Genomic DNA, 22,779 nt, shown 5'->3' on the forward strand with positions numbered 1-22,779 from the left:
TCGGCTGCCGTGAAGCGAGCCGATTCCGCGCTCTTCGACGCGGTGCGCCCGAGCAACAAGTCTCGTCCGGAGAAGATCCGGTCCCTGATCGCGGACGGCGCGGACGTCGCCGCCCGGGACGAGGACGGCACCACTCCCCTGCACCACGCGGTCCAGGCGCGCTTCGCGGACGGCGATCCCAAGCCGTCCCCCGAGGTGGTGCGCGTGCTGTTGGAGTCCGGCGCCGACCCCAACGCCCTCGACGGGTACGGGCGGAGCCCGCTCAACGAGGCCATCCCGATCGGCGACAACCGGCCCGCCAAGCGCTCGCTGGCGATAGTGACCCTGCTGCTCGACCACGGCGCCCGGGTCGACGAGGACGGCAGCACGCTGGCGCGGTTCAACTCCACCACGGCCGCCATCTACGCGCTGCTGCTCGACCGCGGCGCCGACGTGACCCTGCGCGACGAGCGGGCCAACACCCCGCTGCACGCGGTGGCACGGTCCGGGCGGGCGCAGTTGATGGAGTTGCTGCTCGCACGCGGCGGCGTCGACCTCGGCGCCGTGAACGACCTGGGCCAGACCCCGCTGTGCGTCGCGCTTCGGCAGCCGCGGTCCGAGGTCGTCACCCTGCTGGAGGCGGCCGGCGCGCCGGTGCTGGCGGACTTCCCCACCGTCGAGGGTGGACCGCTGCCCATCGACATGCCGGCCGTACGCCAAGCCGCGGCGGAACGCGGTGGACCGAAGAAGTTCCTGAAGCCCGTGTACGCCAGCCACCAGGACCTCGTCAACGAGATGCGCTTCATCGACGACCCCGACCACTGCCTGCCCGTGCTGGCGGCCTGCGCGGCAGTCCTCGGCGACGACGGCCGCACGACCCTGACCCTGACCGGCGACCAGGTGTGGCGGCGGCCGTTCTTCCACCACGGCGACATCGTCGTCAAGGGCCACATCGACGTGCTTACCCCGTTCGCGGTCACCGGCTCCCTGCTCGTCGACGGCTGCGTCAGCGACGCCGGCCCCGACTCGTTCATGGTCATCGGCGGCGACGTGCGCGCGTGGGGCGTCAACACGGACGGGGAGTTGCAGGTCTCCGGCACCGTCGAGGCCGAGGTCGTCTACGGCTCGTACAACGACAACAGCCTCGTCGCCGACACGATCCGGGCCCGCCTGCTCATCGAGGACGACCACGCCGTCGAGGCCGACGTGGAGGCCGAGCACCACTTCGACATCGACACGTACCAGCAGGGCTACGGCGACGGCGTACCGGAACGGCTGCGCGCCATACTCATCGACGAGGTGTTCGACGAGGACTCCCAACTGGACCCCGCCGAACTCTTCGACCGCCTCCGCGACCGCCACCCCGTATTCCGCTAACCCCCTGCCGCTCCCCCTCCCCGCCGTGCGCTCCCCGCGCGCTCCCCGCGCGCCCGCCGCGCGGGTGCGTCGATCAAGGACTTGCACGTCGATCAAGGGCAAACGGCCGTGGATCGGAGATCAAAGCACGACCCTTCGCCCTTGATCGACGGGAAAAGCCTTGATCGGCGCGACGCCCGCAGGGCGAGCGCGCGGCGCCCGCGGAGTGCGAGGCGAGGGGCCCGCAGGGCATGGGGGCACGCATCGATGATGTACTTACTTTGAAGAAAGTTAACTGATAACATTCCTTCCCAATCGATGAGGATTGGGGTTCTCATGAGCGTGCGACGTCGGGCCATCGCCCTGGTCATCGGCGCGGCGACAGCCATCGCCACGGTTGTCGTCACCGCCCCAAGCGGCGGTGCGGCCACCCTGGGCGCCCCGACGGTGGCGCTCGTGGTCTGCTCGGCGCCGGCCTGGGCCGAGGGCGTCAGCTACGCCGCGGGCGCCCGCGTGACGTACGGCGGCCGGCTGTACGAGGCCATCGTGGCGCACACCCCGCCGGCCGGCGCCGGCTGGAACCCCGCGGCCGTACCCGCGCTCTGGCGCGACCTCGGCGCCTGCGACGGGACAACCAGCCCGAGCCCGACGCCGACGCCCACCGCCACGCGCACGCCGTCCCCGTCCCCGACCCCGTCCGTCTCCCCCACGCCCACGCCCACCGCCACGGGGAGCACGTGCGCGGTCAAGTCGCGGCCCGGCGGCAAGGTGCTGCACGGGTACTGGGAGAACTGGGACGGCGCGTCCAACGGCGTACACCCGCCACTGGGCTGGATCCCGATCACCGACGCCCGCATCCGCCAGCACGGGTACAACGTGATCAACGCCGCGTTCCCGGTGATCCGCTCGGACGGCACGGTGCTGTGGGAGGACGGCATGGACGCGACCGTGAAGGTCCCGACGCCGGCCGAGATGTGCCAGGCCAAGGCCGCCGGGCTGACGATCCTGCTGTCCATCGGCGGCGCCACGGCCGGCATCGACCTGAGCTCCAGCACCGTCGCCGACCGGTTCGTCGCTACCGTGGTGCCGATCCTCAAGCGGTTCAACTTCGACGGCATCGACATCGACATCGAGACCGGCCTGACCGGCAGCGGAAACATCAACCAGCTCTCCACCTCGCAGGCCAACCTCATCCGCATCATCGACGGCGTCCTGGCCCAGATGCCGGCGAACTTCGGCCTCACCATGGCGCCCGAGACCGCGTACGTCACCGGCGGCAGCGTCACGTACGGCTCGATCTGGGGCGCGTACCTGCCGATCGTGAAGAAGTACGCGGACAACGGCCGGCTCTGGTGGCTCAACATGCAGTACTACAACGGCAGCATGTACGGCTGCTCCGGCGACTCGTACGCGGCCGGCACCGTGCAAGGCTTCACCGCGCAGACCAACTGCCTCAACACCGGGCTGGTCATCCAGGGCACCACCATCCGGGTGCCGTTCGACAAGCAGGTGCCGGGCCTGCCGGCCCAGTCCGGCGCGGGCGGCGGCTACATGTCGACGGCCCTGGTGGCGCAGGCGTGGAACACCTACCAGAACGGGCTCAAGGGCCTCATGACCTGGTCGATCAACTGGGACGGGTCGCGCAACTGGACCTTCGGCGACAACGTCCGCTCGTTGCAGGGTCGCTAACCATTCACACGGTGATGACGACCTTCGCGCGGGCGTGGTCGACCTGCAGGTACCGGATGGCCTCGGGCACCTCCTTGAGCGGGTAGCTGCGGTCGATGACCGGCAGCACCTGCCCGGCCTCGATGAGCTCCCGCAGCGCCACCAGGGTCTGCCTGCCCAGCGGTACGTCGGTGAGCGGCACCAGCCGCTGGCGGGCGAAGCGCGAGCGCAGCATCGCGGCCATCGTGATGCCCATCGGCCCGACCAGGCTGGGGCGGGCACCGGACACGCCGCCGCCGGAGAGCACGAGGGTCCCGGTCGGCGTGAGCGCCCGGCGCAGGTCGGCCAGCTTCCGGTTCGCCACCAGGTCGAGCACCACGTCGTACCGGCCCGCGTCGCGGGTGAAGTCGTCCCGGGTGTAGTCGATGATGTGGTCGGCGCCCAGCGACCGCACCAGGTCCACGTTGCGGGTGCTGCACACGGCGGTGACCTCCGCGCCCAGCGCCTTGGCGATCTGGACGGCGAACGTGCCCACGCCGCCGGACGCGCCGTTGACGAGCACCCGCTGTCCAGCGTGGACCTTGCCGGCGTCGCGCAGCCCCGCCAGGGCGGTGGCCCCGGCCAGCGGCACCGCGGCGGCCTGCTCCGGCGTCAGGTTGGCCGGCATGCGGTCGACCGCCCCGCCCGGTACGCACACGTACTCGGCGAACGCCCCGTCGACGTCCGGGACGTGGCCGAACACCTCGTCGCCGACCCGGTAGCCGGTCACCGCGCGCCCCACCGCCTCCACCCGGCCGGCGAAGTCGCTGCCCCGGATCCTCCACTTCGGACCGCGGAACCCGATCACCTTGCGCAGCACCAGCCGCGCCAGGTACGGGTCGCCGCGCATGAGGTGCCAGTCGCGCGCGTTGACGGATGCCGCGCGCACCCGTACCAGCAGCTGCTGGTCGGCCGGCACCGGCGCGTCGACCTCTTCCAGCCGCAGCCGGTCAGGCGACCCGTACTTGTCCTGGACGATGGCTTTCATTGCGCCTCCTTGAAATTGTCCACTCCGCGATGGTCAGATTCAGCAGCCAGGCCACGGCGCTGAGCAGCGCCCGGGTGAGCGGGCTCATGTCGCCCGCGACCAGCAGCCAGCCGCCGAGGATGACCGCTTGCGTCCCCGCGCCCATCCCGATGGCGTACCCGCGTGCCATCCACGCGCGGTGCCGGGCGATGTCCCGGCGCCGGATGGCCGCGAAGCCGAGTCCGATCGACACCGCCATCGCCGAGCCGAACACCAGCCGGAAGCCGGTCAGCAGCGCGTTGTCGGCGGGCGGGTGCGGGTAGAACAGCGTCATCCACAGCCCGGAGCCGGCCGCGACCAGTCCACAAGGGACCAGCACCCGGCCGGCGGCGCGGTGCCAGCCCGGCCGCCGCCGGCGGAACCCGGCCGCGAACTGGAACGCGCCCAGCACGCAGTACAGGCTGGCGCCGACGATGTGCAGCACCACGGGTACGGGCGCGGCGACGAACCGGGCGTTGGCCGGGGTCACCTCCGGGCCAGCGCTCAGCTCGGCCACCCGGAAGGCGCCGGCGAGCACCGGAACGAGGCTCAACAGGATCAGCCCGGCGGGTACGAGCCAGCCGGCCTTGGCAGAACGGGTCACGACTCGATGGTGACGATCGGGACGCCCACCACTCATCGGCACATAGGCCCGCGCCCTCCCCGCCGGAAGTACGGGCCGCCGCCGTACTTTAGACGTGATGATTGCCTTCGACGCGGCCGGCAGCGGCCCGACTGTGCTCCTGCTGCACTCGACGGTCTGTGACCGGCGGATGTGGGACCCGCAGGTGCCGGCGCTGGTCGCCGCCGGCTACCGCACGCTGCGCTGCGACCTGCCCGGGTACGGCGAGACCCCGGTGCCCGACCGGCCGTACGACCGGGCCCGGGACGTCGTGGACCTGCTCGGCACGGAAACGGCGGCGATCGTCGGGGCGTCCGGCGGCGGCCGGGTGGCGCTGGAGATCGCGGCCCGCTGGCCGGATCGGGTGAGCGCGCTCGCGCTGCTCTGTACCGCGCTGGCCGGCCACCCGCCCAGCGCGGCGTTGGAAGCGTTCGGCGAGCGGGAGGACGCGCTGCTCGAGGCCGGCGACGTCGCCGGGGCGACCGAGCTGAACGTGGACACCTGGCTCGGCCCGGACGCGGACGAGGCGACCCGGGAGAAGGTCCGCCGGATGCAGCGGCACGCGTTCGAGGTGCAGTTGGCGGTGACGGACGAGCCCGAGCCGATCCGGGTCGAGGCCGACCTGTCCGCGATCACCGCCCCGAGCCTGCTCGTCTCCGGCGGCCACGACCTGCCGGACTTCGGGCGGATCGCCGACCAGTTGGCGACGCGCCTGCCCGGCGCCCGCCGGCTGGACCTGCCGTGGGCCGGTCACCTGCCCAGCCTGGAACGCCCGGACGAGGTCAACGAGCTGCTGATCAGGTTCCTGAAGGCCGGGTGAGCGCCGCCAGCACCTGATCCAGGTACGCCCGGCGCTCGTCCGCGGTCGCCGGGAGCAGCTGCGGGGTCGAGTGGGCCAGCTGCGCGTGGCCCAGGTACGCGCTGTACGCCAGCAGCGCCCGGGACCGCGCCTCGGCCAGCGGAAAGCCCAGCCGGGTGAACACCGTCTCGATCAGGCCGATCCGCGCCCGGGTAACCCGGTCCAGGGCGCGGGCGACGGCCGGGTGCGCGGCGCTGGCCTGCAGCGCGGGCTCGACCTGGTCGCGCTCGGCCAGCGAGATCACCCGGACGATCAGCCGGCGCAGCTGGCTGACCGGCTCGTCCGTCGCCTCGACGATCTCGCCGATGACCATGGTGGTGGTCTGCTTCTCCCAGCGCGCCAGGGCCGCGTCCAGCAGTGCCGCGCGGTTGGCGAAATGCCAGTAGAAGCTGCCCTTCGTGGTGCCGAGCTGGGCGGCGAGCGGCTCGACGGCGACCGCGGCCAGCCCGCCCTCGGCGATCGCGGCCAGGGCCGCCTCCGCCCAGTCGTCCGGGGTGAGCCGCCGCCGAGGTGTTGCCATGGCCGTACGCTATCGTATAGTCGAACATACGGTGGCGTATGGAGCGGGCGTATTCGGGTGAGGGCGGGATGAGCTACGACGTGATCGTGGTGGGCGCGCGGGTGGCCGGCGCCGCGACGGCAATGCTGCTGGCCCGGCGCGGGCTACGGGTCCTGGCGGTCGACCGGGCGTCCTTCCCCAGCGACACCATCTCCTCCCACCAGGTCCAGGTGCCGGGCGTCGCCCGGCTACACCGCTGGGGCCTGCTCGATCGGGTACGCGCCAGCGGCGCACCGCCGACCCGCCGGATGCGCGTCGACGCGGCGGGCGTCCTGCTCGAGGGCGACTTCCCGGCGTACGACGGTGTCGACGCGCTCTACAGCCCGCGTCGTACCCTGCTCGACGCCCTGCTGGTCGACGCGGCCAGGGCCGCGGGAGCCGAGGTCCGGGAGCACTTCCGGGTCGAGAAGCTGGTGTGGGACGGCGGCCGGGTCACCGGGATCGTCGGCCGCGAACGGGACGGGATGGCCCGCACCGAGACCGCGCGGCTCGTGGTCGGCGCGGACGGCAAGCGGTCGTTCGTCGCCCAGGCCGTCGGGGCGGCCCACTACCGGGAGTGGCCGGTGCGGGCGTTCGCCTGCTACGGCTACTGGGCCGGGGTGCCGGTCACCGGCGGCGCGCTGTACGACCGGCCCGGCCTCGCGGCGGCCGCCTTCCCCACCAACGACGACCTCACGCTGGTTTACCTGGCCCTGCCGATCGCCGGGTTCGACGCGTTCCGCGCCGACATCGAGGGCAACTACCTCAGGGCCCTGGACCGCTGCGGCGACCTCGGCGAGCGCGTGCGGTCCGGCACCCGCGTCGAGCGGCTACGGACCACGCCGGACCAGCCCAACACGTTCCGTCGCGCGCACGGCCCCGGCTGAGCGCTCGTCGGCGACGCCGGCGTGGTGATGGACTCGGTCACCGCGCAGGGCATCAGCAACGGGCTGCGCGACGCGGAACTGCTCGCCGACGCGCTCACCGCCGGCCTCGGTGGCGGCACGCCGCTGCCGGCCGCGCTCGCCGAGCACCAGGTCCGCCGGGACCGTGCCATCACGCCGATGTACGACTTCACGGTACGGCGCGCCGAGCTGCACAGCCGGCGGGCGTTGCGACTGTTCCTGCGTGCCGCCGCCGGGCGGCCGGAGGAGGTGACCCGGCTGCTGGGCGGGTTCGCCGGCGTCCTGCCGGTCGACGAGGTGTTCTCCACCCGCAACGGGCTGCGCGTCATCGGCGGGTACGGCCTGCGCCGGCTCACCGGCTGGCGACCGGCACCTCGTCCAGCAGACCGCGCAGCGCGCCGATCGCCCTGACCCGCTCCTCGCGGGTCGGCGCCAGCGGGGACGCGAGCAGCGTGGTCACTCCGGCGGCGGCGTACGCGGCGAGCCGCTCGCGCACGTATTCCTTCGGTCCGACGAGGGAGGTGGCCCGGACCAGCGGCTCGGGCACGGCGCCGATCGCCTCGACCTTGCGGCCGCTCAGGTACAGGTCCTGGATCAGGGTCGCCTCCCGCTCGTACCCGTAGCGGCGGACCAGCGCGTTGGAGAAGTTGCGGCTGCGCGCGCCCATCCCTCCGATGTAGAGGGCGAGCTGCGCGCGGTGCCGGACCAGCAGCGGATCGGGGTCGTCGGTGATGGCGAACGGCGCGGACGCCAGCACGTCCAGCGGGCCGAGCGCGGGGTCGCGCTTGGCGAGCCCGTCGGCCAGCGCGGCACCCCACACAGTGGACGCCAGGTCGGGGTCGAAGAACAGGGTGTGCCAGCCCTCGGCGATCTCGGCAGCGAGGGCCACGCTCTTCGGGCCGACCGCGCCGAGGAAGACCGGGATGCGGGACCGCACCGGCGTGTTGATTATCTTCAGCGGCTTACCCAGCCCGGTGCCCTCGCCCGGCGGCAGCGGCACCCGGTAGTGGCGGCCCTCGAAGGTCAGCGTCTCGCGCCGCCACACCCGGCGGCAGATCTCCACCACCTCGCGGGTACGCCCGAGCGGCGCGTCGTACGGCACGCCGTGGAAGCCCTCGATGACCTGCGGGCCGGAGGTGCCCAGGCCGAGCGAGAACCGGCCGCCGGACACGTAGTCCAGCCCGGCCGCGGTCATCGCGGTCAGCGTGGGCGTGCGGGTGTAGAGCTGCATGATGCCGGAGGCGATCAGCAGTTGGTCGGTCCGGGCGGCCACGAAGCCGAGCTGGCTGACCGCGTCGAAGCTGTACGCCTCCGGGACCACGACCATGTCCAGGCCGGCGGCCTCGTGCTCGACCAGTTCGTCGACCGCCTCGGTGAAGCCGCCGCTGTAGCCGAGCGTCATCCCCAGCCGCACGGTCATTCCGTCCCGTGGACGATGACCTGCCGGATCACGTCCCCGCGCCCGAGCGCGGCCAGCGCGTCGGGCAGGTCGTCCAGGCGCAGCCGGTGGCTAATCATGCCTTCGAGGTCGAGCCGGCCGGCCCGCCACAGGTCCAGCAGCCGGCCGTAGTCCCGGTGCGGGTGTGCCGAGCCGTACATCGACGACAGGATCCGCTTGCCCTCGAAGAGCAGCTCGAAGGGGCTGAAGTCGACGTGCACGTCCGCGCGTCCGGCGCCGACGACGACCACCGCGCCGCCCCGGCGCGCGGCGACCCACGCGCTGCGCAGCGTCTGCGGTGCGGCGACGACGTCGAAGACGTAGTCGAAGCCCTCGCCGCCGGTGACCTCTGTGGACAGATCGCTCAGTCCGTTCGGCGTGACCGCGTGCGTGGCTCCGAAGCGGCGGGCCACGTCGAGCTTCGCCGCCGCGGTGTCCACGCCGACGATGACCGCCGCGCCCGCGACCCGGGCGCCCTGGATGGCCGCGAGGCCCACGCCGCCGCAGCCGATGACCGCGACCTTCGCGCCCGGCCGGACGTCGGCGGTGTTGATGACCGCGCCGACGCCCGTCATCACGCCGCAGCCGATCAATGCGCCCACCTCGTACGGCACGTCGTCGCCGATCTTCACGGCGCCCTGCCGGTGCACGACCACCTCTTCGGCGAACGCCCCGGTGCCGGCCATCCCGAACACCGGCGTGTCGCCGACCATGAACCGCGGCTGGACGTAGCCGAGCAATACGTGCGCCATGCACAGGTACGGCTCACCGCGCAGGCAGAAGGAGCAGGACCCGCACGACGGCAGCCAGTTGACGATGACGCGGTCGCCCACGGCCAGGTCCTCGACCCCGTCGCCGACCTCGACCACGTCGCCCGCGGCCTCGTGGCCCAGCACGGCGGGCACGGGTTGCGGCAGCACGCCGTCGCGGGCGGACAGGTCGGAGTGGCACACGCCGGCCGCCCGGACCTGGATCCGGACCTCGCCGGGGCCCGGCGGGATCACTATCACGTCGTCGCGGATCTCGATCTTCTCGTCGCCCACCGTCTGGAGCACCGCTGCCCGCACCACGCACCCCCTGGGAAATTGAAACCTGTTCTACTCTAGGGCGGCACCGACTTGCCGAGCAAGCGTTTGGGCAACACCGTGCCGGCCAGCCATAATGCGCGGGTGAGCACGACGAGATCCACGCTGCCCTCGGAGCGCCGGGCGCACCTGGTGCACCTGGCCGGGGAGCTGTTCGCCGAGAAGGGCTTCCGGGCCACGACCGTACGCGAGATCGCGGACGCCGCGGGCATCCTGTCCGGCAGCCTCTACCACCACTTCGACTCCAAGGAGTCGATCGGCGACGAGATCCTCACCGGCTTCCTGGACGACGTGCTCGCCGGCTACCGCGGCGCGGACGCCGACGACCCGCGCGCCGCGATCGAGCAGATCGTGCGTACCAGCAGCGCCACCCTCACCCGGCACCGGGCCGCGCTGACCATGCTGCAGCGGGACTGGAACCACTTCGGCGCGCAGCCACGCTTCGCGTACCTGCGGGACGCGATGCGCGAGATCGAAAAGACCTGGATAACCCATCTGGAACGCGGTAAGAAGGCCGGCCTCTTCCGCGCCGACCTGGACGCGAAGCTCACCTACCGGCTGCTGCGGGACGTGCTGTGGATGCCGACCTCGTGGCGGCAGGGCGAGGGCGGCTGGGGCACCGACGAGGTGGTCGACGCGTTCCTGCGCCTGCTTTTCGAGGGCATCAACGCACCAAAGCGTCGGCGGATCACCAGTAAAAACTGAAACCTGTTACACTCCCCGAGCAAGCGCTTGGTGGGAGGTGGCTGTGGGCCGACTCGACGGAAAAGTAGCGCTCATCACCGGCGGCGCGCGGGGCATGGGCAAGGCACACGCCCGGCTCTTCGTGGCCGAGGGCGCGCGGGTGGTCATCGGTGACGTGCTCGACGACCGGGGCGCCGCGGTGGCCGACAAGCTCGGCGCCGACGCCTGCCGGTACGTGCACCACGACGTGACCAGCGAGAGCGACTGGGCGGCGGCCGTCGACCTGGCCGTGGAGGAATTCGGCCACCTCGACGTGCTCGTCAACAACGCCGGGATCCTGCAGCCCGCGCCGATCGCCCAGATGTCGCCCGACGACTTCCGCCGGGTACTGGACGTCAACCTCGTCGGGTGCTGGCTCGGCATCCGGCAGGCCATCGCGCCGATGACGGCGGCCGGCGGCGGGTCGATCATCAACATCTCCTCCATCGAGGGCTTCGTCGGCGCGGCCGGGCTGTCGGCGTACAGCGCCAGCAAGTTCGGCATCCGCGGGGTCACCAAGTCCGCCGCCCAGGAGCTCGGCCAGTACGGCATCCGGGTCAACTCGGTGCACCCGGGCGGGGTCATGACCACGATGGCGGTCAGCGCGGCGCAGGCGTTCAGCCACGTCGACCCGGAGGCGTTCCTCAAGGCGCAGCCCATCGCCCGGTTCGCCGAGCCGGTGGAGGTCTCCCGGCTGGTCGCGTTCCTCGCCTCCGACGACTCCTCGTACGCCACCGGCGCCGAGTTCGTCGTCGACGGCGGGCTGCTCAGCGGCCCCAACTACTGATGGAGGCGGGCATGGACGGCCGGGTCGCGATCGTCACCGGCGCCGGCAACGGCTTGGGGCGCGCGGAGGCGCTCTCGCTCGCCGCCGCCGGCGCCCGGCTCGTGCTCAATGACCTGCCGGGCCACGCGCTGGACGCGGTGGCCGCCGAGATCAAGGCGGCCGGCGGCGAGGCGATCGCCTGCCCGGGCGACGTCGGCGAGTGGGCCACCGGCGAGGCGCTGCTGGCCGCCGCCCGCGCGACGTACGGCGGGCTGGACGTGCTGGTCAACAACGCCGGGGTGCTGCGCGACCGGACCATCTTCAACATGACCGCCGACGAGTGGGATCTCGTCCTGCGCGTGCACCTGCGCGGGCACTTCGTCACCACCCGGATGGCCACGGCGTACTGGCGGGCGCTGAGCAAGGAGCGCGGCGGTCCGGTGTACGGCCGGATCGTCAACACCTCCTCCGAGGCGTGGCTGCTCGGCTCGGCGGGGCAGCCCAACTACGCCGCCGCCAAGGCCGGCATCGTGGCGCTGACCGTGGCCACCGCGCGCGCCTGCGCCCGTTACGGCGTACGCGCCAACGCCATCTGCCCGCGCGCCCGCACCACCATGACCGCGGAGCTGATGGGGGACGCGCCGGACGACGTACCCGATCCGATGTCGCCCGACCGGGTGGCGCCGCTGGTGACCTACCTGGCGAGCCCGGCGGGCGGGCGGTTCACCGGCGAGGTGTTCGTCGTGCACAGCGACGTGGTCGCGCTCCTCGGGCCGCCGACCGTACGCGCCGCATTCCACACAGTGGACGGTGCGGGATGGACGGTCGACGGACTGCGTGACGTACTCGGTGATGTCGCGGCGGACGACCCGCCGCAGCCCGGCTTCGTGTGCGAGGAGACGCTGCCGCTGGCGGCCGCGACCTTCGGCGAGGAACGGTGAACGAGCGCGGGCGGGTCGCGATGACCCCCGAAGAGGTCACCGATCTGCTGGCCAAGGCGCGCAAGGTGCAGATCGCCACCATCAACCGGGACGGCACCCCGCACCTGGTCGCCATGTTCTACGCGCTGCTCGACGGCCGGATCGCGTTCTGGACGTACCGGGCCTCACAGAAGGCCCGCAACCTGGCCCGCGACCCGCGGCTGACCTGCCTGGTCGAGGACGGCGAGGACTACTTCGAGCTGCGCGGCGTCCAGATGGCCGGCGTGGTACGGCGGGTCGACGACACGCCCGCGGTGGCGCAGGTCGGGCAGCTGATCGCCGCCCGCCTCACCGGCGTGCCCGCCGGGACGGTGGACGACTACGTGCTGCAGGCGGCCCGCAAGCGGGCCGCCTACTTCGTGGAGCCTGAGCGGATCACCAGCTGGGATCACCGCAAGCTGCTCGCCTGAGCGCCGCCCGCACGGCAGCCCCGCCGCGCCCGATCGGCGGCCCCGCCGCACGCCGATCAAGGACTTTGCCGCCGATCAAGGGCAAATGGCCGTGCTTTGATCTCCAAACCACGACCACTTGCCCTTGATCGGCGGGGAAAGCCTTGATCGGTGCGCGGCGAGCCACGCCCTGGGGGGCGCGTGTCACATCAGCTCTTCGGTCGTGGGGATCAGGACCGTCTTCAGCTCGGTGTACGCCTCGATCGAGGCGCGCCCGCCCTCCCGGCCCAAACCGGAGCGCCCGAAGCCGCCGAACGACGCGTGCGGCTCCAGCTGGTAGCCGTTGATGCCCACGGTGCCGGCCCGCACCGACCGCGCCAGCCGCATGGCCCGCTTCACGTCGGTGGTCCACACGGTGGCGCCGAGTCCATACTGGACGTCGTTGGCCAGCCGGAGCGCCTCGTCCTCCTCGGTGAACGGCACGACGGCCAGCACCGGGCCGAAGATCTCCTCCTGGGCGATCGTCGAACTGTTGTCGACGTCGGCGAAGAGCGTGGGCGCGACGAAGTTGCCGGCGGCGAGGTCGCCGTCGATCCGCTGCCCGCCGCACACCAGCCGGGCGCCCTCCTCCTGGCCCTTGGCGATGTAGCCGAGCACCCGGTCGAGCTGCCGCGGGTTGATCAGCGCGGACGCGGTGGTCTCCGGGTCGAACGGGTCGCCGTAGTTGACGATCGCGGTCAGGCCCTCGGCCACGGCCAGGAACTGGTCGTACACGTCGCGGTGCACCAGCGCGCGGCTGTGCGCGACGCACGCCTGCCCGGACAGCCCCATCGTGACGGTGCCCATGGTGATGGCCGCGGCCGCGTACACGTCGGCGTCGGCGAACACGAGGGACGGGCTCTTGCCGCCGAGCTCCAGACTGACCCGCTTGATGCCGTTGGCGGCGGCCGCCATCACCCGCTGCCCGACGGCGCGGCTGCCGGTAAAGCTGATCTTGTCGACGAGCGGGTGGTTGATCAGCGCGTCGCCGGTGGGCTCGCCGGGGCCGGTGACGACGTTGAGCACGCCCGGCGGCAGGCCGGCCTCCTCGATGAGGCGGGCCAGGCGCAGCGCGGAGAACGTCGCGTACTCCGACGGCTTGAGCACCACCGTGCACCCCGCGGCCAGGGCCGGCGCGACCTTCTGCGCGGTCAGCAGCAGCGGCCCGTTCCACGGGACGATCGCGGCCACGACGCCCACCGGCTCGCGCAGCGTCATCACGAGGTGCTCGCCGCCCTGGTACCCCGGGAGCGTCTCGCCGCCGAGCTTGTCCACCCAGCCGGCGTGGTGGTCGAAGATGTCGGCCACGCAGTCCGTGGACAGCGCGTACTGCGTGCCGAAGCTCAGCGGCACGCCGTTGTCCAGCGCCTGCAGGGCCAGCAGTTCCTCGCTGTGCTCGCGGATCAGATCGCCGGCGCGGCGCAGCACCCGGATCCGCTCCTGCGCCCGGATGCGCGGCCACGGCCCCTCGTCGAACGCCTTGCGGGCGGCGCGCACCGCCTCGTCCACGTCGACCGGCTCGGCGACGGCGAACGCACCGACCTCCTCGCCGGTGGCCGGATGCGTGTGGCTCCAGGTGCGCCCGGCGCGCGGCGGGCGCCAGCCGCCCTCGATGAGCAGCTCACCCTGGGAAAGACCGATCGCGTCCCGCCGCGTCTTGATCGAAAGCACCATGCCGCCACCTCCGAAACTAGAACGTGTTCCACCTTACTGTACGCGCAGGTACGCGGGCCACTCCCCACCGCCATGGATGGTCAGAGTCGCGCCGGTGACGTACGACGCCAGCGGCGAGGCGAGGAACAGGCACGCGCCGGCCACGTCCTCGGGTGTGGCCATCCGGCCCAGCGGCACGGTACGCGCGACCGTCGCCACCCCGTCCGCGTCGCCGTAGTGCACAGTGGACAGCTCGGTGGCCACCATACCGACCGCCAGGCTGTTCAGCCGTACCTTCGGCGCCCACTCCACGGCCAGGCTGGCGGCCAGGTGGTGCAGTCCCGCCTTGGCCGCGCCGTACGCCGCCGTCCCCGGGGACGGGCGCACCCCGCTCACGCTCCCGATCATGACGATCGCGCCGCCCTCGGGCTGCTCCCGCATGACCGCGTTGGCCGCCTGGGATATGTGCAGCGGGGCGATCAGGTTGAGCTCGATCACCTTGGCGTGGAAGCGCGGCGAGACGCTCGCGGCGTCCGCGTACGGCGCGCCGCCGGCGTTGTTGACGACCACGTCCAGCCGGCCGAACTCCGCCACCGCGGCGTCGACCAGTCCGGCCGCCTGCGCGGGGTCCCGCACGTCGGCCGCGACGAACCGGGTCGCCCGGCCGTCCACATCGGGCAGTGCCGCCGGCTCCTTGCGGCCGCACACCATGACCTGCGCGCCCGCGGCCAGGAATGCCCGCGCGATGCCGGCGCCGATGCCGCGGGTGCCGCCGGTGACGAGCACCGCGCGGCCGGTGAAGTCGAGGGGGTCCATCGGCACATGCTAGCCCCCAAGCAAACGCTAGGTTAGTCTTGGCGGCGTGGGCATCCAGGTCCGTACCGACGGGTCCGGCGTCGCCGAGGTGATCATCGACTTCCCGCCGGTCAACGCGCTGCCGTCCGACGGCTGGTTCACCCTCGCCGACGCCTTGACCGCGACCGGCGCCGATCCGGCCGTGCACGCCGTCGTGCTGGCCGCCGAGGGCCGGGGGTTCTGCGCCGGCGTCGACATCAAGGAGATGCAGCGCACGCCCGGCCACGCGGCGCTGATCGCCGCCAACCGGGGCTGCTTCGCCGCCTTCGCCGCCGTGTACGACTGCGCGGTGCCGGTGATCGCGGCGGTGCACGGCTTCTGTCTCGGCGGCGGCGTCGGCCTGGCCGGCAACGCCGACCTGCTGGTCGCCGCCGAAGACTCCACCTTCGGGCTGCCGGAGGTCGACCGGGGCGCGCTCGGCGCCGCCACCCACCTGGCCCGCCTGGTCCCGCACCACCTGATGCGCGCGATGGTCTACACCTGCCGCACGGTCACCGGCGCCGACCTGCACCGCTACGGCTCGGTGCTGCAGGTCGTGCCCGCCGGCGGCGACGTACGCGCCGCCGCCCGCGCGGTGGCGGCCGAGATCGCCGCCAAGGACCCCACCGTCATCCGCCGGGCCAAGGAGTCGCTCAACGGCATCGACCCGATCGACGTGAAGCGGTCGTACCGGTTCGAGCAGGGCTTCACGTTCGAGCTCAACCTGGACGGGGTCGCCGACCGGGCCCGGCAGCGCTTCGTCGACGAGCGATCGGGCGGCTGACCGGCATGGCGGACAAGGTGATGGGCGTCGCCGACGTCATCGGGGAGCTGCGCTCCGGCATGACGATCGGCATCGGCGGCTGGGGCTCGCGCCGCAAGCCGATGGCGCTGGTGCGCGGCATCCTGCGATCCGACCTGACCGACCTGACCGTGGTGTCGTACGGCGGGCCGGATGTCGGCCTGCTGGTCGCCGCCGGGCGGGTGCGCCGGCTGGTGTGCGGCTTCGTCTCGCTGGACAGCATCCCGCTGGAGCCGCACTTCCGCCGGGCCCGCCAGGAGGGCGCCCTCCAACTGACCGAAGTGGACGAGGGCATGCTCTACTGGGGCCTGCTGGCCGCCGCCAACCGGCTGCCGTTCCTGCCGATCCGGGCCGGCCTCGGCTCCGACGTGCTGCGGGTCAACCCGGAGCTGCGGCTGGTGCGCTCGCCGTACGACGACGGCGAGGAACTGGTCGCCATGCCGGCACTGCGCCTGGACGCCGCCCTCATCCACCTCAACCGCGCCGACAGGTACGGCAACGGCCAGTACCTCGGGCCGGACCCGTACTTCGACGACCTGTTCTGCCTCGCCGCCACCCGGCGGTACCTGTCCTGCGAGCGACTGGTCGACACCAAGGAACTGCTCTCCGGAGGCCCGCCGCAGAGCCTGCTGGTCAACCGGATGATGGTCGACGGCGTCGTGGAGACCCCGCGCGGGGCGCACTTCACCAGCTGCGTGCCCGACTACGACCGGGACGAGGCGTTCCAGCGCGAGTACGCCGCCGCCGCGGCCGACCCCGAGGCGTGGGAACGGTTCCGGTCGACCTATCTGGACGGTGACGAGGCCGGCTACCAGGCGGCCCTGTCATGAGCACCCCACACATGACCGCGACCCGGGCGGAAGTCTGCGTGGTGGCGTGCGCCGAGGCGTGGCGCGGCGACGGCGAGATCCTGGCCAGCCCGATGGGCCTCATCCCCCGGATCGGCGCCGGGCTGGCCCGGCTGACCTTCTCCCCGAGCTGGTGCTCAGCGACGGCGAGGCGTACCTGATGGCCGGGGACACCGTGGAGGGCTGGCTGCCGTACCGCGCCGTCTTCGGAGTCGTCGCCGCCGGCACCCGGCACGTGATGATGGGCGCGAGCCAGGTCGACCGGTACGGCAACCAGAACATCTCCTGCATCGGCGACTGGGAACGCCCGCGCTCGCAACTGCTCGGCGTGCGCGGCGCACCCGGCAACACCGTCAACCACGCCACCAGCTACTGGGTGCCGCGGCACTCCCCCCGCGTTTTCGTCGAGCGGGTCGACATGGTGTGCGGCGTCGGCTACGACCGGCCGGGCGGCCGGTTCCACGAGATCCGGGTGGTGGTCACCAACCTGGCGGTACTGGACTTCGCCACACCGGACGGCGCCATGCGAGTGCGCTCCGTCCACCCGGGAGTGTCCGTTGCGGACGTTCGGGCGGCGACCGGGTTCCCGCTGGTCGTACCCGAGGATGTGCCGCAGACCCGGGCGCCGACGGACGAGGAGCTGGCGTTGATCCGCGACCGCCTCGACCCGGACGGCACCCGAGCGCGCGAAGTCCCGTGAAAACCCGTCTCACCGAGCTGTTCGGCGTCCGGCACCCGATCGTGCAGACCGGGATGGGGTACGTCGCCGGCGCCCGCCTCGTCGCGGCCACCTCGAAGGCGGGCGGCCTGGGAATCATCGCCTCCGCCACGATGAGCCTCGACGAGCTGCGCACCGCCGTCCGCGAGGTACGCGAGCGCACGGACGCGCCGTTCGGGGTGAACCTGCGCGCGGACGCACCGGACGCCGCCGAGCGGGTCGAGCTCATCATCGCCGAGCGGGTCCGGGTGGCCTCGTTCGCGCTGGCGCCCACCCGGGACCTGATCCGCAGGTGCGCCGACGCCGGCGTCCTGACTGTGCCGTCAGTCGGCGCGCTGCGGCACGCGGTGAAGGTGGCTGGCTGGGGCGTGGACGCGGTCATCGTGCAGGGCGGCGAGGGCGGTGGGCACACCGGCCCGATCCCGACCGGCCTGCTGCTGCCGCAGGTCGTCGACGCGGTGGACATCCCGGTGGTGGCGGCCGGCGGGTTCTTCGACGGGCGCGGGCTGGTGGCCGCCCTGGCGTACGGGGCGTCCGGGATCGCGATGGGCACCCGGTTCCTGCTGACCAGCGACAGCCCGGTCGCCGACGCCGTCAAGCAGGTCTACCTGAGCAAGTCGCTCACCGACACGGTGGTGACCACGCAGGTGGACGGCGTGCCGCACCGGGTGCTGCGTACCCCGTTCGTGGACCGGCTGGAACGCTCCGGCCGCGTCGCCGGGGCGGTCCGGGCGCTGCGCCACGCGGCGGGGTTCCGCAAGCTGTCCGGGCTGTCGTGGCCACAGCTGCTGCGCGCCGGGCGGGCCGCCCGGCACGGCCGCGAGCTGACGATGGGCCAGCTGCTGATGGCCGCCAACACCCCGATGCTGCTGCGCGCGGCCATGGTGGACGGTCGCCCCGACCTCGGCGTCATGTCTGCCGGTCAGGTGGTGGGGCTGATCGACGACCTGCCGTCCTGCGCGGAGCTCATCGAGCGCGTCATGCACGAGGCCGACGACTGCTTGGATCGCCTTAGAGCCGTTCGATGACGGTGACGTTGGCCTGGCCGCCGCCCTCGCACATGGTCTGCAGGCCGTACCGGCCGCCAGTGCGCTCCAGCTCGTGCAGCAGCGTCGTCATCAGCCGGGTGCCGGTCGAGCCGAGCGGGTGGCCGAGCGCGATCGCGCCGCCGTTGGCGTTGACCCGGTCCAGGTCGGCGCCCAGCTCCCGCTGCCATGCCAGTACGACGCTGGCGAACGCCTCGTTGATCTCGATCAGGTCCATGTCGTCGAGGCGCATCCCGGCCCGGCGCAGCGCGTGCTCGGTCGCCGGGATCGGCGCGGTGAGCATGAGCACGGGGTCGTCCCCGCGGGCGCTCAGGTGGTGTACGCGGGCGCGCGGACGCAAGCCGTACTCGCGCAGTGCCTTTTCGGAGGCCACGAGGACGGCGCTGGCGCCGTCCGAGATCTGGCTGGACACGGCGGCGGTGGTGACCCCGCCGGGGCGCAGCGGGGCGAGCGCGGCCATCTTCTCCGCCGAGGTGTCCCGGCGGGGGCACTCGTCCACCGTGCACTGTCCATAGGCGACGACCTCGGCGGCGAACCGGCCCTGGTCGATCGCGCGGACGGCCCGCCGGTGGCTGGCGAGCGCGTACGCCTCCAACTCGGCCCGCTCGATCCCCCACTTGGCCGCGATGAGGTCGGCGCTGCGGAACTGGGACACCTCCTGGTCCCCGTAGCGCGCCGCCCACCCGGCCGACCCGGCGTACGGCCCGGTCTCCCCCATCGCGCTGGCGATCGGCACCTGGCTCATGTTTTGCACGCCACCCGCGACGACGAGGTCGGCGGTGCCGCTCATGACCGCCTGGGCGGCGAAGTGCACGGCCTGCTGGGCGGAGCCGCACTGCCGGTCGACCGTCACCCCGGGCACGTGCTCCGGCAGGCCGGCCGCGAGCCAGCAGGTACGCGCGACGTCGCCGGACTGCGGGCCGAGCGTGTCGACGCAGCCGAAGATGACGTCGTCCACCGCCGCCGGATCCGCCCCGGCCCGCTCCAGCAGCGCCGCGATGACGTGCCCGCCCAGGTCCGCCGGGTGCGCCCCGGCCAATCCGCCACCGCGCTTGCCCACCGGTGTCCGGACCGCGCCGACGAGATACGCCTCGCCTCTCCCGCTATTGTAGAACACGTTCTAATATTAGCGTGTGGAGCTGCGCTACACACCCGAGCAGGAGCGGTTGCGCAAGGAGTTGCGCGGCTACTTCGCCGACCTCATGACACCGGAGCTGCGCGCGGCGTTCAGCTCTCCCGACGGCGAGTACGGCGGCGGCACCGCGTACCGCGACGTGGTGCGGCGTCTGGGCCGCGACGGCTGGCTGGCGCTGGGCTGGCCGACGGAGTATGGCGGCGGCGGCCGGTCCCGGCTGGACCAGCTCATCTTCCTGGACGAGGCGGCGACGGCCGGGGCGCCGATCCCGTTCCTGACCATCAACACCATCGGCCCGACCATCATGCGGTACGGCACGGAGGCGCAACGCGCCCACTTCCTGCCCCGGATCGCCGGCGGTGAGATCCACTTCGCCATCGGCTACTCCGAGCCGGACGCCGGCACCGACCTCGCGGCGCTGCGCACCCGCGCGGTGCGCGACGGCGACGAGTACGTCGTCACCGGGCAGAAGATGTGGACCAGCCTCATCCAGTACGCCGACTACGTGTGGCTCGCCTGCCGCACCGACCCGGACGCGCCACGCCACAAAGGACTGTCCATTCTCATCGTGCCGACCGACGCCCCGGGCTTCTCCTGGACGCCGGTGCGGACGGTGGCCGGCCCGACCACCAGCGCGACGTACTACTCCGACGTCCGGGTGCCCGCCACGGCGCTGATCGGCACGGAAAACGAGGGCTGGCCGCTGATCACCAACCAGCTCAACCACGAGCGGGTCGCGCTCACCTCGGCCGCCCCGATCCGTACCGCGCTGCGCGAGGTCACCGACTGGGCCCGGGAGACCGAGCTGTCCGGCGGCCGGCGGGTCATCGACCAGGAGTGGGTCCAGGTGCACCTGGCCCGGGTGCACGCCAAGACCGAGTTCCTCAAGCTGCTCAACTGGCGCGTCGCCGCCGACCGGGCCGACGCCCCCGGCCCCGCCGCCGCGTCGGCCAGCAAGGTGTACGGCACCGAGTTCGCCATCGAGGCGTACCGGCTGCTGATGGAGGTGCTCGGCGCCAACGCGTACGTCCGGCAGGGCTCGCGCGGTGCCCTGCTGCACGGCCGGGTCGAGCGCATGCACCGCGCGTCGCTGATCCTCACCTTCGGCGGTGGCACCAACGAGGTGCAGCGCGACATCATCGCCGCCGCCGGTCTCGGCCTGCCCGCCGCGCGCCGCTAGGCTCCTGAAGGAGTACGGGATGGACTTCGCACCCACCGCCGCCCAGCGCGACCTCGCCGAGCTGACCCGGGACATCCTCGCCGACGGCTTCGGGCCGGACGAGTTCGACAAGCCACTGTGGACGAAGCTGGCCAAGGCCGGCGTGCTGGCCGCGACGCTCCCGCCCAGCGCCGGCGGCGACGGGTACGGCGTGCTGGAGCGCTGCTCCGTGCTCGTGGAGCTGGGCCGGGCGGCGGCCCCGGTGCCGTTCCTGCCCTGCATCTCCACCGCCGCCGCGGCGCTGGGCCGCTTCGGCGACGCCGCCCAGATGGAGCGCTGGGTCGCCCCGGCCGGCCGCGGCGACCTGGTGCTCGCGGCGGCGCCGACCGGCTCGGTACGCGCCGACCGCGTCGACGGCCGCTGGGTGCTCACCGGCGACCTCACCGCCGTGCCCGCGGCGCCGTACGCGGATCTGATCCTGGTGCCGGCGGACGGCCCGGGGGTCTTCCTCGTCACGCCCGCGGACGACGGCGTGAGCGTGGAACGGCAACACGTCGCCGGCGGCGCGGGCGCCGGCTGGGTATCGCTCGCCGGCACCCGGCTGACCGACGACCGCCTGCTCGGCGGGGTCGACGTCGCGGACTGGCTGCGCGCGCACGCCACGGTCGGCGCGTGCGCGGCCCAGCTCGGCGTGACCGAGCGCGCCCTGGAGATGACCGCCGAGTACGCCCGCACCCGGGTCCAGTTCGGCCGCCCGATCGGGACCTTCCAGGCGGTGGCGCAGCGGCTCGCCGACGCGTACATCGACGTGGAGGCGATCCGGCTGACCATGTGGCAGGCGGCGTGGCTGCTGGGCGAGGGGTTGCCGTGCGCGGCCGAGGTGAGCACGGCGAAGTTCTGGGCCGCCGACGCGGGTCACCGGGTCGCCCACGCCGCCGTCCACGTCCACGGCGGCGTCGGCATCGACCTGGACGCCCCGCTGCACCGCTACTTCCTGGCCGCCAAGTACTACGAGTTCACCCTCGGCACCGCGACCGACCACCTCCGCGCGCTGGGCGCCACCCTCGCCGGCTAGCGGCCGCGCTCAGAGGGAGCCCAGGCGCTTGAGCGTCTCGTCGGCCTCGGTCACCAGGGCCGCCATCACGTCGGCGACCGGGCGGACCTTGTTCATGCGGCCGACGATCTGGCCCACCGGCATCGGGACCACCGTCGGGTCGCCGGCGCGCATGAGGCGGTTGTGCGCCTCGCTCACCAGCAGGTTCTGCAGCGGCATCGGCAGCGGCTCGGGGGCGCCGGACTCGGTCCACGCCTGCGTCCACCGGTTGCGCAGCAGCCGCGCCGGCTTGCCGGAGTAGACCCGGCTGCGGACCGTGTCGGCGGAGGTGGCGTCCAGCAGGGCCTGGCGCAGCGCCGGCTGGGCCGCGCCGAACGCGTACTCCTCGGTGATCAGCCAGGCCGACCCCATCCACACGCCCACGGCTCCGAGCGCCAGCGCGGCCGCGATCTGGCGGCCGCTGCCGATCCCGCCGGCCGCGAGCACCGGAGCCTGGTCGCCGACCGCGTCCACGACCTCGGGTACGAGGACCATGCTCGCGATCTCGCCGGTGTGCCCGCCGGCCTCGTAGCCCTGGGCCACCACGATGTCGACGCCGCCCGCCACATGGCTGCGGGCGTGGTCGGCACGCCCGGCCAGCGCGGCCACCAGCAGGCCGTGCTCGTGGGCCCGATCGATGACGTCGGCGGGCGGCGGGCCGAGCGCGTTGGCGATCAGCCGCGGCCGGTGCGCGAGCGCCACCTCGACGTGCGACCGGGCGACCGAGTGCAGCCAGCCGAGCACGCCGTCGCCGGCGGACTCCCCGTCGGGCAGCGGCGGCACGCCCAGCTTGAGCAGGGTGCGCTGGACGAAGTCGCGGTGCCCGTCCGGGATCAGCTTGTCCAGGTCGACCGTGGTGCCCTCGGCCGGCCCGTGGGTCGGCATGACGACGTCCACGCCGTACGGGCGGCCGCCGGTCTCTTCGTCCAACCAGGACAGTGTGGCGTCGAGTTCGTCCGGGTCGTTGAAGCGCACGCAGCCCAGCACGCCGAGCCCGCCGGCGCGACTGATGGCCGCGACGACGTGCTCGGACGGGCTGAATCCGACGATCGGGTGCTCGATGTCGAGCAGGTCGCACAGCGCGGTGTGCAAGGGGTGA

Annotated in this window: 23 protein-coding genes and 1 pseudogene; 15 read left to right on the top strand and 9 right to left on the bottom strand. The window is 72.9% G+C overall.

The annotated features are described in order from the left end of the window. Positions 1-9 precede the first annotated feature (9 nt). Both Prum_RS47170 and Prum_RS47175 read left to right on the top strand, forming a co-directional pair. Positions 10-1,356: an ankyrin repeat domain-containing protein gene (locus Prum_RS47170; protein WP_173086008.1), complete on the top strand. Its 1,347-nt coding sequence runs from the start codon at positions 10-12 to the stop codon at positions 1,354-1,356. Between the two features lie 315 nt (positions 1,357-1,671). After that, the gene (locus Prum_RS47175) at positions 1,672-3,024 is read left to right on the top strand and encodes a carbohydrate-binding protein (protein ID WP_173086010.1); all 1,353 of its coding nucleotides are present in this window, start codon (positions 1,672-1,674) and stop codon (positions 3,022-3,024) included. Positions 3,025-3,028: 4 nt separating this feature from the next. Here the strand turns inward: Prum_RS47175 and Prum_RS47180 are convergent, their stop codons facing one another. Together Prum_RS47180 and Prum_RS47185 are read right to left on the bottom strand one after the other, a co-directional pair. Then, entirely contained in the window at positions 3,029-4,030 is a 1,002-nt protein-coding gene (locus Prum_RS47180) for an NAD(P)-dependent alcohol dehydrogenase (RefSeq protein WP_173086012.1), read from the bottom strand. Next, the gene (locus Prum_RS47185) at positions 3,993-4,652 is read right to left on the bottom strand and encodes a DUF2306 domain-containing protein (protein WP_246278812.1); all 660 of its coding nucleotides are present in this window, start codon (positions 4,650-4,652) and stop codon (positions 3,993-3,995) included. Before Prum_RS47185 ends, Prum_RS47180 begins: the two co-directional genes overlap by 38 nt. 97 nt (positions 4,653-4,749) lie before the next feature. On the opposite strand from Prum_RS47185, the gene Prum_RS47190 reads away from it, so the two are divergent. Next, positions 4,750-5,490 carry an alpha/beta fold hydrolase gene (locus tag Prum_RS47190; RefSeq protein WP_173086016.1) on the top strand — a complete coding sequence of 247 codons (741 nt, stop codon included), beginning with the start codon at positions 4,750-4,752 and terminating at the stop codon, positions 5,488-5,490. Here Prum_RS47190 and Prum_RS47195 read toward each other — a convergent pair. Continuing rightward, positions 5,468-6,049, bottom strand: coding sequence for a TetR/AcrR family transcriptional regulator (locus Prum_RS47195; RefSeq protein ID WP_173086018.1), 582 nt, complete (start codon positions 6,047-6,049; stop codon positions 5,468-5,470). The two genes, Prum_RS47190 and Prum_RS47195, sit on opposite strands and share 23 nt — an antisense overlap. A gap of 68 nt (positions 6,050-6,117) precedes the next feature. Here Prum_RS47195 and Prum_RS47200 point away from each other — a divergent pair, with 68 nt between their 5' ends. Next, positions 6,118-6,954: an NAD(P)/FAD-dependent oxidoreductase gene (locus Prum_RS47200; protein ID WP_173086020.1), complete on the top strand. Its 837-nt coding sequence runs from the start codon at positions 6,118-6,120 to the stop codon at positions 6,952-6,954. A 21-nt stretch (positions 6,955-6,975) separates the two neighbouring features. Next, positions 6,976-7,383, top strand: coding sequence for an FAD-dependent monooxygenase family protein (locus tag Prum_RS47205; RefSeq protein WP_218577939.1), 408 nt, complete (start codon positions 6,976-6,978; stop codon positions 7,381-7,383). Here Prum_RS47205 and Prum_RS47210 read toward each other — a convergent pair. Both Prum_RS47210 and Prum_RS47215 read right to left on the bottom strand, forming a co-directional pair. Next, positions 7,325-8,392, bottom strand: coding sequence for an LLM class F420-dependent oxidoreductase (locus Prum_RS47210; protein ID WP_246278813.1), 1,068 nt, complete (start codon positions 8,390-8,392; stop codon positions 7,325-7,327). The two genes, Prum_RS47205 and Prum_RS47210, sit on opposite strands and share 59 nt — an antisense overlap. Continuing rightward, positions 8,389-9,477: a Zn-dependent alcohol dehydrogenase gene (locus Prum_RS47215; RefSeq protein WP_173086024.1), complete on the bottom strand. Its 1,089-nt coding sequence runs from the start codon at positions 9,475-9,477 to the stop codon at positions 8,389-8,391. The genes Prum_RS47210 and Prum_RS47215 overlap by 4 nt, the downstream gene beginning before the upstream one ends. A gap of 102 nt (positions 9,478-9,579) precedes the next feature. Here Prum_RS47215 and Prum_RS47220 point away from each other — a divergent pair, with 102 nt between their 5' ends. From Prum_RS47220 to Prum_RS47235, 4 genes are read left to right on the top strand one after another with little or no spacing between them, the layout of a single operon-like run. Then, a complete protein-coding gene (locus Prum_RS47220; RefSeq protein WP_173086026.1) occupies positions 9,580-10,200 on the top strand; it encodes a TetR/AcrR family transcriptional regulator in 621 nt (206 codons plus the stop codon). 43 nt (positions 10,201-10,243) lie between these two features. Further along, positions 10,244-11,005, top strand: coding sequence for a glucose 1-dehydrogenase (locus tag Prum_RS47225; RefSeq protein WP_173086029.1), 762 nt, complete (start codon positions 10,244-10,246; stop codon positions 11,003-11,005). Positions 11,006-11,016: 11 nt separating this feature from the next. Then, positions 11,017-11,925 (top strand): SDR family NAD(P)-dependent oxidoreductase, encoded by a 909-nt coding sequence (locus tag Prum_RS47230; protein ID WP_173086031.1) that lies wholly within the window; start codon positions 11,017-11,019, stop codon positions 11,923-11,925. Further along, on the top strand, positions 11,922-12,374 hold the full coding sequence (locus Prum_RS47235) for a pyridoxamine 5'-phosphate oxidase family protein (protein ID WP_173086033.1): 453 nt from the start codon (positions 11,922-11,924) through the stop codon (positions 12,372-12,374). Before Prum_RS47230 ends, Prum_RS47235 begins: the two co-directional genes overlap by 4 nt. 183 nt (positions 12,375-12,557) lie before the next feature. Here the strand turns inward: Prum_RS47235 and Prum_RS47240 are convergent, their stop codons facing one another. Beyond that, on the bottom strand, positions 12,558-14,066 hold the full coding sequence (locus Prum_RS47240) for an aldehyde dehydrogenase family protein (RefSeq protein WP_173086035.1): 1,509 nt from the start codon (positions 14,064-14,066) through the stop codon (positions 12,558-12,560). Between the two features lie 33 nt (positions 14,067-14,099). Next, the gene (locus Prum_RS47245) at positions 14,100-14,861 is read right to left on the bottom strand and encodes an SDR family oxidoreductase (RefSeq protein ID WP_173086037.1); all 762 of its coding nucleotides are present in this window, start codon (positions 14,859-14,861) and stop codon (positions 14,100-14,102) included. A 46-nt stretch (positions 14,862-14,907) separates the two neighbouring features. On the opposite strand from Prum_RS47245, the gene Prum_RS47250 reads away from it, so the two are divergent. From Prum_RS47250 to Prum_RS47265, 4 genes and pseudogenes are all read left to right on the top strand, one after another. Then, entirely contained in the window at positions 14,908-15,663 is a 756-nt protein-coding gene (locus Prum_RS47250) for an enoyl-CoA hydratase family protein (protein ID WP_173086039.1), read from the top strand. Positions 15,664-15,668: 5 nt separating this feature from the next. Next, entirely contained in the window at positions 15,669-16,511 is an 843-nt protein-coding gene (locus Prum_RS47255) for a CoA transferase subunit A (RefSeq protein ID WP_173086041.1), read from the top strand. An 11-nt stretch (positions 16,512-16,522) separates the two neighbouring features. Continuing rightward, positions 16,523-17,229, top strand: a pseudogene (locus Prum_RS47260) (CoA-transferase subunit beta). Beyond that, the gene (locus Prum_RS47265) at positions 17,226-18,275 is read left to right on the top strand and encodes an NAD(P)H-dependent flavin oxidoreductase (RefSeq protein ID WP_173086043.1); all 1,050 of its coding nucleotides are present in this window, start codon (positions 17,226-17,228) and stop codon (positions 18,273-18,275) included. The pseudogene Prum_RS47260 and the gene Prum_RS47265 overlap by 4 nt, the downstream one beginning before the upstream one ends. On the opposite strand, the gene Prum_RS47270 is transcribed toward Prum_RS47265, so the two are convergent. Continuing rightward, positions 18,259-19,410 (bottom strand): acetyl-CoA C-acetyltransferase, encoded by a 1,152-nt coding sequence (locus Prum_RS47270; RefSeq protein ID WP_173086045.1) that lies wholly within the window; start codon positions 19,408-19,410, stop codon positions 18,259-18,261. The two genes, Prum_RS47265 and Prum_RS47270, sit on opposite strands and share 17 nt — an antisense overlap. 16 nt (positions 19,411-19,426) lie before the next feature. Between Prum_RS47270 and Prum_RS47275 the strand changes: the two genes are divergently transcribed. Beyond that, positions 19,427-20,608 carry an acyl-CoA dehydrogenase family protein gene (locus Prum_RS47275; RefSeq protein WP_173086047.1) on the top strand — a complete coding sequence of 394 codons (1,182 nt, stop codon included), beginning with the start codon at positions 19,427-19,429 and terminating at the stop codon, positions 20,606-20,608. Positions 20,609-20,627: 19 nt separating this feature from the next. Continuing rightward, positions 20,628-21,662: an acyl-CoA dehydrogenase family protein gene (locus tag Prum_RS47280; RefSeq protein WP_173086049.1), complete on the top strand. Its 1,035-nt coding sequence runs from the start codon at positions 20,628-20,630 to the stop codon at positions 21,660-21,662. Between the two features lie 9 nt (positions 21,663-21,671). On the opposite strand, the gene Prum_RS47285 is transcribed toward Prum_RS47280, so the two are convergent. After that, positions 21,672-22,772, bottom strand: a complete 1,101-nt coding sequence (locus Prum_RS47285; protein WP_173086051.1) for an NAD(P)H-dependent flavin oxidoreductase — start codon at positions 22,770-22,772, stop codon at positions 21,672-21,674. Positions 22,773-22,779 lie beyond the last annotated feature (7 nt).

Origin of the sequence: Phytohabitans rumicis, assembly GCF_011764445.1 — a bacterium.
In the GTDB taxonomy this organism is placed as follows: Bacteria; Actinomycetota; Actinomycetes; order Mycobacteriales; family Micromonosporaceae; genus Phytohabitans; species Phytohabitans rumicis.